This window comes from Pseudonocardia sp. T1-2H (assembly GCF_038039215.1).
Classification (GTDB): Bacteria; Actinomycetota; Actinomycetes; order Mycobacteriales; family Pseudonocardiaceae; genus Pseudonocardia.
The window spans coordinates 4,998,928-5,012,427 of sequence record NZ_JBBPCL010000001.1 but is presented as its reverse complement, the minus strand read 5'-3'; the positions used below and the strand labels follow the sequence as shown (position 1 = coordinate 5,012,427).

The following is a 13,500-nucleotide window of genomic DNA, read 5'->3' as shown; positions in this document are numbered from 1 at the left end:
CTGCGGCCCGGTCACCCCACCGGACGCTCGAAGGTGACCAGCAGGCCCTCCACGCCGCCCGGCCCGACCCGGCCCTTCACCTCGGTGCTGGTGATCGCCTTGAGCTGCCAGCCCTGACGGGCCTCCTCGTTGAGGAGCTTCTCCAGCTTGTCCGCCGAGAGCTTCCCGCCGATCATGCTCTCCCGAATCTCCGACACCCGGTACTCGTATCGCGTCATGGCCTCCACCCTCCCAGCCACCGGTGATGACGCGAAAAGGCCGGGTGACGGCGTGCCCTATCGGAGGTCGGCGACCAGCGGCCGGTGATCCGATGAGGTCACCGGGTAGGTCTCGGGCTCGCCGACGGTGGCCAGGCCGCGGGTGAACAGGTAGTCGATCCTCTCGCCCTGCGGCTCGGACTCGCGCCCGTCGACCTGGTTGCGGCTGGTGGACCGGTTCCCTGCGCGGTCGACGTCCTCGAAGTCCCTGAGCAGCGGCGCGAGCAGCGATGTCTCGGCCGGGCTCGTGTTGAGATCACCGAGGACGACCGCCGTCGCAGACGCGCGCGCGGCCTCCGCGACGACCGCGATCTGATCCCCGCGCACCGCACCTCGGGTCGAGAGGTGTGTGGTGACGACCCGGATGTCCCGGCCGTCCTGAGTCCGGAGGGTCGTCGCCAGGTAGGCGCGCGGTTCGTCGTCGTCGAGGCCGCCGACCACGGGGAGCGAGACCACGGCCGTCGAGCCGGGCACGACCTCCAGGCTCGTGAGGAGGGCCTGGCCGTACGCGCCGGTCCCGATCTTCCGTCGATCGCAGTCCACGCTCGCGAAGACCCTGCCGCCGTCGACCGAGGTGGGGACGGGGCCGGGGACGAGCCGGTACCCGATGCCGTGGTCGCGCTCGAGGATCGCCCGTAGCTCTTCTGCGTCACCCGAGCAGATCTCCTGCAGCGCGACGACGTCCGGGGCCCGGGCCGCGACGACCGGCGCCCAGTCCTGCGGGGCGAAGTGGATCGTGTTCACGTTCCAGGTCATCATCCGGATCAGCCCCGGCACGGGCGGCGAGGTGGTGCACCCGCCGGCGGATCCGAGGAACAGCAACGCGGCGATGACCGCGACGGCCGCCCTGCCCACGCGCATCCGAACTCCTCGTGTGGCGCGTCCGGCCTGTCTCGCGCGTCCGCTCACTCCCCGCCGAACTCGGCGGCCTCGCGCTCGGCGTCGGCGGACTCGGGACGGGTGGTCGGCATGGGCCCTCCAGGATCCGTCGCCCCGGCAGTGAACCGGGGCGGGCGTGCGAGGCGTCCCCGGGTCGGCGGGCCGGCAAACCACCCGCCGGGGTCGTGTCCCCGACGCCCTGAGGCCGGTTCCTGTTGCAGTGCCGGGGAGCGGGGTGAACAGTCACTCGGATCCGTTCGTCCGTCGGGGGAACGCACATGGTCACATCGGATCACGGGTGGCGCCGAGCGCACGGCGGCATGGACGACGAGCGCGGAACCGCGTCGTCGGGCGACGCAACCTCCGAGCGGGGATCGATGGCGACCAGCACCGGGCCGCCCCCGCCCGTCACCCCGATCGGCCGGCACCCGCGTGATCTGGTCGTCCTGGGCGTCGCCACCGCCGTCGTGGTGCTGTGCTCACTGGTGGCGCGCAGGCCCGGCGCCAACCCCGTCGAGGTGGCGATCTTCGAGCAGATCGGGCAGATCCCGGCGGCGTCGACGGTGGTGTGGAAGGTGCTCGCCATGGCCGGCGGCTGGCCCGGCATCGTGGTGGCCACCGTGGTGGCGCTGTACCTGAGACGGATCAGGCTCGGGCTGCAGGTGGCGGCGGCCGGCGTGCTCGCCTGGTTCCTCGTCCGGGCCGTGGGCGGGCTCGTCGGTCCGCGGCCACTGCCCGCCGAGTTGCTCACCGCGGCGGGCGTCCGGCTGCCCGGTGCTGCGGGGTTCGCGTTCCCCTCCCTGCACGCCGCGGTCGCGGCGGCGATGGTGGCGGTGGCCGGGCCCTATCTCCGGTCGCGGTATCGCAGGATCGCCTGGGGTGTGGTGGTTCTGGTCGCCGCCGCGGACGTGTACCTGGGCACGAACCTGCCCCTCGACGTGTTCGCCGGGGCGTTCCTCGGTGCGGGCGTCGGCGCCGTTTTCCACCTGGCGTTCGGTGCCCCGGGCCGCCAGACGTCCGAGCCCGCGGTGAGGCGGGCCCTGGAACAGGCCGGGCTCGCGCCGCTGGAGATCATCCCGATCCGCGGCCGCATGCTCGGACCCCTGGAGTTCCTGGTCACCACCACCGACGGGCACCGGTTGCGCGTGCAGGTGGTGCGACGGCTGCATCGTCGCGCCGGGCCCCTGTACCGGTTGCGCAGGCTGCTGGCGTCACTCGAGGTCGAGGACGAGCCGTCGCTGTCGAGCATCTACCACGAGACCGACCACGAAGCGCTCGTCACCCTGTTCGCGCAGGAAGCCGGCGTGCGCACCCCGCCGCTCGTGCTGACCTGTGCCACGCGGCACGGGCCACCGCTGCTGGTGCGCCGGCAGGTCGACGGACGGCGGCTCACGGAGCTGCCGCCCGACGGGATCGACGACCGGCTGCTCGACGACATCTGGGAGCAGGTGGCCACGCTGTGCGAGGCCCGCGTCGCCCACCACGACCTGCGCGCCAAGAACGTCCTCGTCGACACCGCCGGCGACCCCTGGCTGCTCAACCTCACCTTCGGCAAGATCGGCGCCTCGACGGCGCGCACCGCCCAGGACCTCGCCGACGCGCTGGTCTCCCTCACCTCGGTCGTCGGCGTGACCCGCACGATCGACAGCGCCTGCCGTGTCCTGTCGCCGGACCGGCTCGAGCCGGCGCTGGCCTACCTGTATCCGCTCGCCCTGCCGCGCCGTATCCGCACGCAGCTCAGCGACGAGCGCTACCTGCTCATCGACCTGCGGGAGACCCTTGCGGAACGGATCGACCGGCCGATCCCGCCCCTGCGCTCCCCGGTGCGTCCGGCGACCGTCGTGGGTCTGCTGCTGCTCGGCGCCGCCGTCTACACGGTGCTGCCGCAGCTGTCGAGCATGCGCGAGGTGGCCGCCTCGCTCCGGACCGCCGACCGGGGGTGGCTCGCGGTGGCGACCCTCACCGGGTTCCTGGCCATCGTGGCGTCCGCGGTGTCGATGCTGGGGTCGAGCCCGACGCCACTGCCGTTCTGGCGGACGACGGCCGTGCAGCTCGCCGCGGCGTTCACCGGGCGCACCACCCCGGGCGGCATCGGCTTCTTCGGCGTCAACATCGCCTTCATGGAGCGCCTCGGCATCCGCCGCTCCAGCGCGGTCGGCGCGACGGTGCTGAACATGACCGCCACCGGGGTCGTCGGCGGGGTGTGGTGTGTCGTCGGCGTGCTCGGGATCGGCGTCTCGAACTCGCTGGGCGGCCTGCGGATCCCGCTCGGATGGCCCGTGGTGGCGGCGACCGCCGTCGTCGTGGCCGCCGCAGCGGCGGTCCTCGCCTCGCCCTTCGGGCGCCGCAAGGTCGTCCGACCGGCGCTGGAGGTGACCCGCGAGCTCCTGGCGACGCTGCGTCAGCCGGTGCGGGCGGCCCAGCTGTTCGGCGGGGCGACGGCACATCTGCTGCTGTCCGGACTGGGCCTGGCGGCCAGTCTGGCCGCTTTCCACGCTCCCGTCCCGCTGTTCGGCGTCCTCGCCGTGTTCATGGTCGGTCAGACCCTGGGCCACATCGCCCCCGTCCCCGGGGGCCTCGGCCCCGTCGAGGCCTTGATGATCGGCGGGCTGACTGCGCTGGGCATCGCGCCGACGGTGGCCGTGGCGTCGGTCCTCGCCTGCCGGCTGCTGACCTACTGGCTTCCGGTGCTGCCCGGGATCGCGGCGTTCCGGTACCTGCAGCACCACGGCGTCATCTGACGTCGGGCGCCCGGGAACCGCGCTCCGCGAGCTGACGGGCATTCACCCCGCCCGCCGGGTGTCCAGCCGCCCACCCCGCATCGCCGCGACCCATACGACGAGCACGAGGTTCGTGACCAGCAGGACGATGCTCGCGTAGGCCGCGCCGCGGACGTGCACCTGGAGGGTCAGGTTCTGGGCCTGGCAGGTCGCTCCGCAGAGGCCGCCCGTGGCGGGGGTGGCCGAGTGTGTGTGGGTCGAGCCGGTGTTCTGCAGCAGGGCGGACTGCAGGGTGTAGTCGTACGCCGCGCTGGCGATCACCTGGGCGATGCCGACCAGGGTCCCGGCCGCCACCACGAGGATCCCGACGACCAGCACCTGCTTGAGCGGCTCCGGCGCCGGCCCGAGCCGTCGGCGGGCGAAGGTGAACGCCCACAGTACGGCGACCAGGAACATCGGCAGCATGAGTGTGGAGTGCAGCAACCAGCCGGCGAACGGCGCCTGGGTCCGCTCGATCGCGCCGACGGCGCCCTGCAGCGACGTGGACCAGAACCCGTCGGCGTAGGCCATCAGCACCGCCGCGGACACCACGGTCGGCCAGGGGACCGGCAACCGGCGCCGGAGCGCGAGGAGGAGGTCCCCCCTGAAGGTGTTCGACATGGTGATCTCGCTCGTCTCGTGGGGTGGGCAGAAGGGCGCTACGGCGTGATCTCCCAGCCGAACATCATGGAGTGGTCCTCGTGGGCCAGGTTGTGGCAGTGCGCGACGTACGGGCCGACGAAGTCGCGGAAGCCGCGGTAGATGATCACCGACTCGCTCGGGTCGAGCGCCACGAGGTCTTCCCGCGAGACGTCGTCGGGATGCGACGGGTCCCCGCCCGTCACGTCCTTGTTGTTGCGCATGACCGTGCGGTGCTCCTCCATGTGGAGGTGGAACGGGTGCACCCAGCCGCCGCCGCCGTTGCGGATCTCCCACAGGTTGAAGCTGTTCATCTTCTGCTGGGCCGGCGGCGCGTTGCCCGCCTTGTTCTTCAGGCTGGTGGACACCGTCGCGGGTTCGAACTGCTTGCCGTTGATGAGCCATTCCGTCTCGCCGCCGGCGCTGCCGCGCTTCACCTCGAAGATCAGCCGGTCGTCGAGCATGTTCTGCCAGTTGCTCGGCAGCGGCGGCAGGGGGCGCATCTGCGTGGGGATCTGGCTGTCGTCGGGGGCGTTGTCACCGATCACGACCTTCATGACCGGGACCTTGTAGTCGGGGTCGGCCGAGGCGCGCGACGAGGTGGACCACATCCGCCCGTCGGGCATCTTCATGACGTTGGTCAGGTAGATCACGTCGCCCTTGGTCGTCGGCGAGCCGTCCTGGTACCGGGTGAAGTCGACGACGAACTCCCGCCGTTTAGCCGGCCACAGCTCGAACGAGTCCCGGGTGATCGGGAACGGCAGCAGCCCGCCGTCCGAGGCGATCTGGGTGAACTTCATGCACTGCTGCCCGTCGGGGATGCGGTACTGCCCCTCGAGCTCGGTGTCGGAGTAGCCGAGGGACGCCGCGGACTTCGGGCCCTGCGTCGAGCTCATCAGCTTGAACTCGTAGATCCGGGAGACCGACGCGTCGAGGAAGCGGAAGCGGTACTTGCGGCGCTTCACCTCCAGCGTCGGGTAGGCCGTGCCGTTGACCGTGAAGATGTCGCCGACGAAGCCGTGGTTCGGGAAGTGCTTGAAGAACGTCTTCCCCCACCACTCCGGATGCACCTTCGGGTTCTTGGCGTCCGGGAACTCCTTGTCGTGGATGTCGTTGTGGAGCGTGACGCCGTCGTCCAGCCGGGCGTCGAAGATGGCCAGTGGGATGTCGTAGTCGACGTCGAAGGAGCCGTCCGGGTTGTTCGTGCGGACGCCGGGGAGCCGGAAGCCCTGGCGCTCGTCACCCATGTCCAGACCGCCCTTGGGGTCGTAGATGGGGTAGAGGCCGACCATGCCCTTGTAGACGTTCGAGCCGGTCTGGTCCATCCGGTGGTCGTGGAACCAGAAGAAACTCTGCTTCTCCCGGTCGTCACCACCGGCCGGCCAGTTCAGGTAAAGGTTGTCGACGAACATCTGCGGCAGGTAACCGTGTGACTTCGGTCCGTACTTCATCGTGTAATGCGGGTTGCCGTCGCTCTCCGGCGCGGTGTGCCCATTGTGCAGGTGGGTCAGAAAGGACCAGTCCGGAGCACCGAAATCCTGGCGGTCCAGGCCCAGCGGGTTCTCGTCGAGGTGGTTCTCGAAACGGACGAGCACAGGCTTGCCGTACTCGGCGTTGATCCGCGGCCCGGGAAAGCTGCCGTTGAAGCCGTAGATGGTGCTCAGCGGGAGCGTCCGCTGGGTGCCCGCGGCGTAGGTCTTGCCGGCGACGTCGAAGGAGACCGTCGGCTTGCCGTTCGCGTCGATCGGCAGCACCTTCGAGGTCGTGAACGCGTGGCCCCGCACCAGCACGTCGATCTTGTAGACGATCGGGTCCGGATAGCCGACGGAGTCCGGCCACTTCTGGTGCCGCTCGTTGCCCAGCGAGCTCTGCTGCCCGTTCCCCGGGCCGGGGGGCTTGGCCCAGCCGCTGTACACCGACTGCGGCACAGGGGCCAGCGCCTTCGGGATCGGCAGCTTGTCGGTGAAGGGCGAGAGGATCAGCGGGCTCGTCGGGAAGGCCTCGGTGTAGATGGCGTCGGCCCACGCGATCGACGCCACCCCGACGACGCCGTCGGGGGAGAGCAGGCCGGCCTGCGACAGCGAGGGGACGAGCAGTGACCGGGCGGCCTGGAGGCCGACGGCCGCCGTTCCGGCCGCGCCGATCCGCAGGATGGCCCGCCGGGACATCAGTTTCCTGTGCACGGGCACATTCGTCGAGTCTTCGATTCCGGTATCGACGCCATTCCGTTCGGACCCGTCGGGCATGTTCTCGACCTCTTCCGTGGACGACTCCGCGCCGGCGGGCTCAGCTCCTACGAGCCTTCTGTTCGCGTGCCGGTCGAGAGCAAGAATGCGTCTCGCGCTCGATTTGCGTCAGCCGTTCTTGGGGTGGGCGAGATACCCGCAAATAGGGGTGCGGAGATCGGCGGAAAAGCATGATTCGCCGATATGTCATTTCGGGACGTTATGTCCGGTCGAGCGTGGGACGGCGCGTCAGCCGGCGGCGGGGACGACCCCGAAATTTGGGTGTCCGGCCCGCCACCGTTTGCGGGTTCCCGCAGCTCCGCGTCCCCCGAACCATGCAGGCAACAGGTTTCGGAGGGATCGAATGGCCGACGGCCTTGACTACCGGAGCGAGGCCGAGGTCGGACTCGACCGGTCCGATGACGAGTACGACGAGTACGACGGGTCCCTGCACAACGACTGGTGGGGCACCTGCGACCGGCGACGCTGCGGTGCGGATGAGGTGGGGCCGCTGCTCCCGCCGCCCGAGGCTCGCGCTACGCGCTGCTCGCCGGGGCGGTGGCCGTCGCGGCCCTGATCGGCCTGCTCGCGTCGCCGGGCGGGGCGACGGCTCCCGGCGGTGCCCCGCCGGGAGCCCTGGCCGATGTGGCGGCCGGGCCCGTGCCGGGCCCGGAGGCGCCGCCGCTGGCCGTGGCCCTCGCGGCCGAGAACGGCGGCCCGGGCGCCGACGTGTCGGTCACGACCGCCGATCCCGACGTGCGGGCCCGGACCGCGATCACCTTCGCGATGAAGCAGATCGGCATCCCCTACGTGTGGGGCGGCGACGGACCGGCGAGCGGGGAGGGAGGCTTCGACTGCTCCGGGCTGACCAAGGCGTCCTACGACTCGGCGGGGATCGACCTGCCGCGCACCGCGCACACGCAGTTCTACGCCGGGCCCCACGTGCCCGCCGACGCCGCGCTCAAGCCCGGTGACCTGGTCTTCTACGGCACGCCGCGACGCGTGCACCACGTCGGGCTCTACCTGGGCGGAGGGCGGATGGTGAACGCCCCGCACACCGGCGCGCTCGTGCAGGTCGCGTCCGTCCGGTGGGAGGGCGACGACTATCTCGGCGCCACCCGGCCGGCGGCCGGACCGGGCTCGCTGATCACCGGCCCGATCGACACGGTCGTCGTCCCCGCGGTACCGGGGCCGACCGCACCCGTGACCGACGAGTTCGTGGCGCCCCCGGCGGCGCTTCCGCCGGCGGCCGTGCCGGCCGTGCCGGCGACCGCACTCCCGGTGGCTCCCGCACCGGCGCCGGTGGTGGCGCCCGCGGTCGTCGCCCCGCCGGCTGCGGCTCCGGCCGCCACGGTGCCCGCGACGGTGCCGGCCCCGGCTGCCACGACGCTGCCGGTCACCTCGCCGGTCGTCCCGAGCCCGGGGACACCGGCGGCCACACCGCCCGTCGTCGTGCCGGTGACGCCGTCGACGACGACCACCGCTCCTCCGCCGGTGTCGTCGACCACGTCGTCGGCGCCTCCGCCGCCACCGCCGGTGGTCGTGCCCCCGGTGGTGCCGCCGCCGGTGGTGTCGAGCGTGGTGGCGGGAACCTCGGCGACCGTGACCGCCGTGGTCACGACCACGACCACGGCCCTCCCACCCAGCCCGTAACCGGGCCGGGCGGCCTCGGGACGGAGGCCGTCGGCATTCCGTGTCGGATGCCGAACGCCTCAGGAGGCGGGCACCACCACGGGCGCCCCGGCCAGCCGGATGAGGTCGCCCATCCGGAACGACGGGCCGCCGACCGGGGTGAAGCCGGCGGGGGTGTTCCAGTACGACCCGAGGTCGATCTGCATCAGCCCGAGGATGACCTCGGCGACGATCCGCCCGCCCACCGGGCCGAGACGGCGCCCGCCACCGAGCTTCGCCTCCCGGAGGCAGTAGAACCACAGTGGCGCCTTGCCTCCCCACCGCGGGTCGGCCAACCCGAGCTGGTCGTTCGTGAGCGGGGCGGGCATCGTCGGAACCCGGGTGCGCATCGCGGCGGCGACGTCCTGGCCGGACGGGAGCCCGAGCCGCTTGCCCCGCAGCAGGTTGCGCTGGGCCAGCGCGATGATCGCGCCCGGGGTGTGGGCCACCACGGAGTCGGGCAGGTCATGCAGCGGCCGCGCGACCTGGGTGTCGATGAGCCGTGCCATGTTGCGGTCGTCGGGCGGCCGGACGCCGGGGATGTCGAAGAAGTAGTTCCAGTCGACCGTGGCGTCGGTGAAGAGCGGGCGGGAGCCTCGCAGGTCGCGGGGGTTCGGGCCGGTCTCGGTGCTGAAGATCGGCAGCACCGCGGGATTGGGCGACAGCGGCGTGTCGTGCATCTCGTACTCGGCGCGGATGCCGCTGTGTCCCCAGCGGTAGGCGGCCACGGAGTACTCGATCGGCATCATCGGCCGCAGCGGGTTCCCCGGCCGGTAGAACAGCGTCCGGGCCCGGGTCCGCCGGCCCAGGGCGAAGATCATCTCGTCGAGAAGCTGCCGACCGACGACGTGCGGCAGGAAGTCGTTCACGATGACCCACTGGTAGTGCCAGCGGGTCTGCTGCCGGGCGCGGGTGAAGTTCTTCTCGGTGTCCATGAAGTGGTTGTGCAGCTTGATGAACGCCATCTGCATCTGGGCGACGATCAGGTTCTCGTCGTTGCGCGGGTCCCCGACGAACGCCGAGCCGTTCGCGCCGCGGGGCAGGTCCTCGAGGCCGTTGGCGTTCTGGCGCAGCAGCAGGTAACCGGGCCGCTGCGGGTCGTAGAGTTCGGGGTTCGCGGCGGGTCCGTCGCCGTAGACGGAGCCGAGGTCGAACCGCGGGCTGTCGAAGTTGGTCAGCCCACGGGGGTCGGCGCGCTGGTCGGCCAGCGGCGTGGGGTCCCGGGTCATGTCGTGGTCGATGAACTGGCCCAGGTAGATGAACCCGGCCGGCATGTCCGGGTTGTCCAGCCCGTCGGGCCGGATGTCGTCCTCGGCGCCGCGGGCCTCCACCATCCTCTCCGACAGCCCGACCAGCAGGTCGTCGTCCGGCGCGAACCCGGTGAGCTGCTTGAACATGGTGCCGAAGCGGGCCTCGCGCGCCCGGCCGAACCTGGCCACGACGTCGCTGCCCCGGGGGTCACCGACGGCGTGCCTGCTACGCGCCACACCCGGCAGCGGGCTGCCGTCCGCCGGTCCCACGGGCGGTCGCGGCGTCGGTGGGGGCGTCGGTACCTGCACGGGACCGGTCGCCGCCAGGGCCTCCGACGCGCCGCCGGTGACGACCGTTGCCGCGGCCAGCAGCGCAGAGCCGGCAAGCATCCGCCGGCGCGACACTCCACGGCGGACGGGTCGGGAGTCGTTCCCCCTCGTGGGGTCGGCTCTTCCGCCGCATTTCCAGTCCTCTGTCATTGCCTGCCCTGCTGTGGTGCGAACGGTCCCGACGCCAGGACGACTGTCGCAACGGGGGCGGCGCCGGGGGCAGCCCGACGGAGGGGGTCGGCCGGCCCTCAAAGCAGGGGGTATCGGCCGATCACCCAGAGGCACCGGCTCGGCGAGGGCCCCGGTGTGCGGCGGAGGGGGACGACCGCACACCGGGCTCTCGACGGCCGGCGGAGCGGGCCCGCCTCGAGGGCGGGCGGGCCCGGGGAACGGGCCGGCCGAGAGTTCGAGCCTGACAGCTGCGGCCCGACCGGCCCAGTGGACGAAGGTCCTAGTACCAGCCGGGTGACCACCGCGGATCCGGCCGCCGGACGTCGTCCGCGGGTACGACGAAGGATGCTCAGGCCAGGTTGATGCTGGTGCCCTCCACCGTCACCGGCATCGTCGGGAGCGGGGCCTGGGCGGGCCCGTTCGCGACGGTGCCGTCGAGGTGGAACTTGCTGCCGTGGCACGGGCAGTCGATCGTGCCGTCGGCCACCTTGTTCACGACGCAGCCCTTGTGCGTGCACACCGCCGACAGCCCGACGAACGTTCCGGCGGTCGGCTGGGTGACCACGACCTTCCGGTCGGCGAAGATCTTGCCGGCGCCGACCGGGATGTCGGCCGTGGAGCCGAGTGCACCCGCGCTGCCGGAGGCCGTGCTGCCGGAGGCCGTGGTGGGGGCGGCCGCGGTCGGGGCTCCCGCCGTCGGGGGAGCCGCGGCCGAGGTCGTCGTGGCCGCCGAGCCGGGGCGGCCGAGCTCGCGCACCCGGCGGCGAGGAGTCCGGCGCCGAGCGCGACGGCACCCGTCCCGGCGACGACCGCGCGCCGGGGCACGGGGCGCCGGGCGTCCGTCACGGGAGGGAGAGGGGTGTTGTCCTGGGGCATCGAGTCTCCTGGTGGTGGGGGGAGGGGCGGACCCGGCGCCTGTCGGGCCCGCGGAAGGAGCGGGGGCCGCGGGCGAGGACGGCTCCGCACGCGATCCCGAGGGGGACGCTCGCCACGACCCAGGCGGCGAGCACGATCAGCAGGGTGGTCATCGGGCGGTGCCCCGACACCCGGTGGACACGACGACCGCCAGGCCTGGCCGGACGAACACCGTCGGACGCTCGGTCGAGGACGTGCGAGGCATCTGCAGCTCCTGAGCGTGACGGTGGGCCGGCAGGTCCGGGCCTGCTCGGACGACCCTCACCCGGCGGTGTGGCCGTCGGCCATTGGCCATTGGTCCTACGACCCCGCCCGGGCGAGGTGCTCGCGGCCCCGGAGCGCGGCCTGGACCCTGTCCGTCGCCCCCAGGACACGGAAGACGCGGTGCAGATGGGCCTTGACCGTGCGCTCGGTGATGCCGAGCGCACGGGCGATCTCGCGGTTGGAACGGCCCACGGCCAGCAGGCGGAGGACCTCCCTCTCCCGGGGCTCAAGCCGTCACGCGGGGCGGCGGGCGGCTGGGGATGCGCGAAGCCGCGGTCGCCCGCCGCCCGCCGGATCGCCTCCAGCAGCACCTCCACCTCGGCGTCCTTGAGCACCACCGCACAGGCGCCGGCCTCCAGTGCCTCGGAGACCCGGTCGTCGGCAGAACCCGTCAGGACGACGACCCGGACCTGCGGGTCGTGGTCGACGATCAGCCGGGTCGCGCCGACGCCGTCGAGGACGGGCATGCCGATGTCCATGAGCACGACGTCCGGCCGGCTCCTGGTGAGGAGATGCAGCGCCTCGATGCCGTTGGCCGCCGTCCCGACCAGCTCGATGTCCGGGGCGGTCTCGACGACCCGGACGAGTCCTCGGCGGACGATGGCGTGGTCGTCGACCACCATGAGCCTGATCATCGCGGTGGCCCCCGTCGTCGGGTGGTCCTGCAGGCCGGGGGCCGACAGGGGCGGGGCCGGGTGGCCCGCTGGTGTACAAGATCGCGGTCTCGGGCATGATCCGTCCAGCCCATCGCTGGGGGACCGCGGACCCTCAATGCGGGGGACGGGCCGTCGATGCACGGGGCACCGGGCCCCCGTTCCCCGGTCACAGGGGCACCTCCAGCCGCAGGGCCGTTCCCCGGCCCGGGGCGGAGTCCAGGACGAGCACGGCGCCGTGCTGCGCGGCCAGCCCGCTCAACGCCTTCAGCCCGAGGTGCCCGGACGCGACGAGCCGGTCGGGCGCGGACCCCTTCCCGTCGTCGGTGACGCACAGGACGAGAACGCCGCCGTCCTGGCCGAGAGCGATCTCCACGACACTCGCCGCGGCATGCCGCACGACGTTGCGCAGACCCTCCTGGGCCACCCGGAAGACCAGCTCGACCTGCTCCCGGCGGAGCGGGGGCAGCGGGTCCCGGACGTCGAGGACCGACGTCGTGCCCGGCGGGACGAGCCTCGCCGCCAGGTCCGACAGCGCGGCCGGCAGGCCCTCGGCGTAGAGGTTCGGCGGGTAGATGTCGACCAGGAGCGACCGCAGTGCGCGGACCGACCGGCGGACGGTGTCGGCGGACTCGGCGAGCTGTGCGGGTGCGACCCGGGCGGGGCCGCCGACGCGGGCGGCCGCCCCGAGTGCGAAGGCGACGCCGGCGAGGTCCTGGACCACGCCGTCGTGCAGGTCGGCGGCGATGCGCAGGCGCTCGTCCTCGAGGGCGGTCAGTGTCCGGCGCAGCATCTCCTCCCGCTGGACCTGGGCCCGGCGCAACCTGCGGGCCAGTACCGCCGAGATCGGAATCTGCAGGAGCTCCAGCAGGACGAGAGCACCCACGCCGAGCGGGATGAACCGGGTCCAGACCTGCTGGGTCGCCTCGGTGACCCCGGCGTAGTGGGAGTAGGCCTCGAACAGCACCGGCACCCCGCCGGGGGTGCGCAGCGGCAGGTAGACCTCGAGGAGGGGCACGCTGCGGTCCTCGAGCCGGTTCTCCGGGGCCGAGAGATCCGACATCTCGGCGTCCGGGGCCCCGCCGTGCAACGCCTCGATCTCGTTCGCACCGAGCCCGAACCGCTCTCCGATCAGCGCGGGCTCGTCGGAGTAGAGGATCCGTCCGGTCTCGTCCCAGATCTTCACCCGCACCATCGAGACGTTCAGGACCTTCTCCCGGACCGCCCTGTCGAGCCCCTCGAGCGCTGCCGGGTCCCCGGTGAGCACGGCGTCGGTCAGGACCGGGGCCACCGCCTCGTCGGCGGCGAGCTGGGTCCCGGCGATCGCGCCGTCGACGGCGTAGTCGGCGGCGACGACCCGGCTCGCCCACACGCTGCACAGCGCCACCACCAGCACGGAGATCAGTGCCGTGACGACGTACTGGACGGCGATGCGGGACGTCCGCACGGCCGGTTCGGCGCCGCGGACGTCCGAGCCGGATCGGGGC

At 72.5% G+C, this 13,500-nt stretch carries 11 protein-coding genes and 1 pseudogene; 2 read left to right on the top strand and 10 right to left on the bottom strand.

The annotated features are described in order from the left end of the window. Nucleotides 1–11 precede the first annotated feature (11 nt). Both WBK50_RS24715 and WBK50_RS24710 read right to left on the bottom strand, forming a co-directional pair. The gene (locus WBK50_RS24715; protein ID WP_341337893.1) at nucleotides 12–218 is read right to left on the bottom strand and encodes a DUF4177 domain-containing protein; all 207 of its coding nucleotides are present in this window, start codon (nucleotides 216–218) and stop codon (nucleotides 12–14) included. 57 nt (nucleotides 219–275) lie between these two features. Further along, nucleotides 276–1,118, bottom strand: a complete 843-nt coding sequence (locus tag WBK50_RS24710) for an endonuclease/exonuclease/phosphatase family protein (protein ID WP_341337892.1) — start codon at nucleotides 1,116–1,118, stop codon at nucleotides 276–278. Nucleotides 1,119–1,513: 395 nt separating this feature from the next. On the opposite strand from WBK50_RS24710, the gene WBK50_RS24705 reads away from it, so the two are divergent. After that, entirely contained in the window at nucleotides 1,514–3,877 is a 2,364-nt protein-coding gene (locus WBK50_RS24705; RefSeq protein WP_341337891.1) for a lysylphosphatidylglycerol synthase domain-containing protein, read from the top strand. 42 nt (nucleotides 3,878–3,919) lie between these two features. Here the strand turns inward: WBK50_RS24705 and WBK50_RS24700 are convergent, their stop codons facing one another. Further along, nucleotides 3,920–4,516 carry a hypothetical protein gene (locus tag WBK50_RS24700; RefSeq protein WP_341337890.1) on the bottom strand — a complete coding sequence of 199 codons (597 nt, stop codon included), beginning with the start codon at nucleotides 4,514–4,516 and terminating at the stop codon, nucleotides 3,920–3,922. Nucleotides 4,517–4,554: 38 nt separating this feature from the next. After that, the gene (locus WBK50_RS24695) at nucleotides 4,555–6,702 is read right to left on the bottom strand and encodes a multicopper oxidase family protein (protein ID WP_341337889.1); all 2,148 of its coding nucleotides are present in this window, start codon (nucleotides 6,700–6,702) and stop codon (nucleotides 4,555–4,557) included. Nucleotides 6,703–7,317: 615 nt separating this feature from the next. Here WBK50_RS24695 and WBK50_RS35380 point away from each other — a divergent pair. After that, nucleotides 7,318–8,412 (top strand): C40 family peptidase, encoded by a 1,095-nt coding sequence (locus WBK50_RS35380; protein ID WP_445942299.1) that lies wholly within the window; start codon nucleotides 7,318–7,320, stop codon nucleotides 8,410–8,412. A gap of 59 nt (nucleotides 8,413–8,471) precedes the next feature. Here the strand turns inward: WBK50_RS35380 and WBK50_RS24685 are convergent, their stop codons facing one another. The 6 genes and pseudogenes from WBK50_RS24685 to WBK50_RS24660 form a co-directional block, all read right to left on the bottom strand. Beyond that, complete coding sequence (locus tag WBK50_RS24685) at nucleotides 8,472–10,070, bottom strand: peroxidase family protein (RefSeq protein WP_341337888.1); 1,599 nt, start codon at nucleotides 10,068–10,070, stop codon at nucleotides 8,472–8,474. A 460-nt stretch (nucleotides 10,071–10,530) separates the two neighbouring features. Then, complete coding sequence (locus WBK50_RS24680) at nucleotides 10,531–10,938, bottom strand: QcrA and Rieske domain-containing protein (protein ID WP_341337887.1); 408 nt, start codon at nucleotides 10,936–10,938, stop codon at nucleotides 10,531–10,533. An 85-nt stretch (nucleotides 10,939–11,023) separates the two neighbouring features. After that, a complete protein-coding gene (locus WBK50_RS24675) occupies nucleotides 11,024–11,209 on the bottom strand; it encodes a hypothetical protein (RefSeq protein ID WP_341339596.1) in 186 nt (61 codons plus the stop codon). 187 nt (nucleotides 11,210–11,396) lie between these two features. Next, nucleotides 11,397–11,552, bottom strand: coding sequence for a response regulator transcription factor (locus WBK50_RS24670; RefSeq protein ID WP_341337886.1), 156 nt, complete (start codon nucleotides 11,550–11,552; stop codon nucleotides 11,397–11,399). A gap of 158 nt (nucleotides 11,553–11,710) precedes the next feature. Beyond that, nucleotides 11,711–11,983, bottom strand: a pseudogene (locus WBK50_RS24665) (response regulator); the annotation flags it as partial. A 199-nt stretch (nucleotides 11,984–12,182) separates the two neighbouring features. Continuing rightward, nucleotides 12,183–13,460 carry a sensor histidine kinase gene (locus WBK50_RS24660; RefSeq protein WP_341337885.1) on the bottom strand — a complete coding sequence of 426 codons (1,278 nt, stop codon included), beginning with the start codon at nucleotides 13,458–13,460 and terminating at the stop codon, nucleotides 12,183–12,185. Nucleotides 13,461–13,500 lie beyond the last annotated feature (40 nt).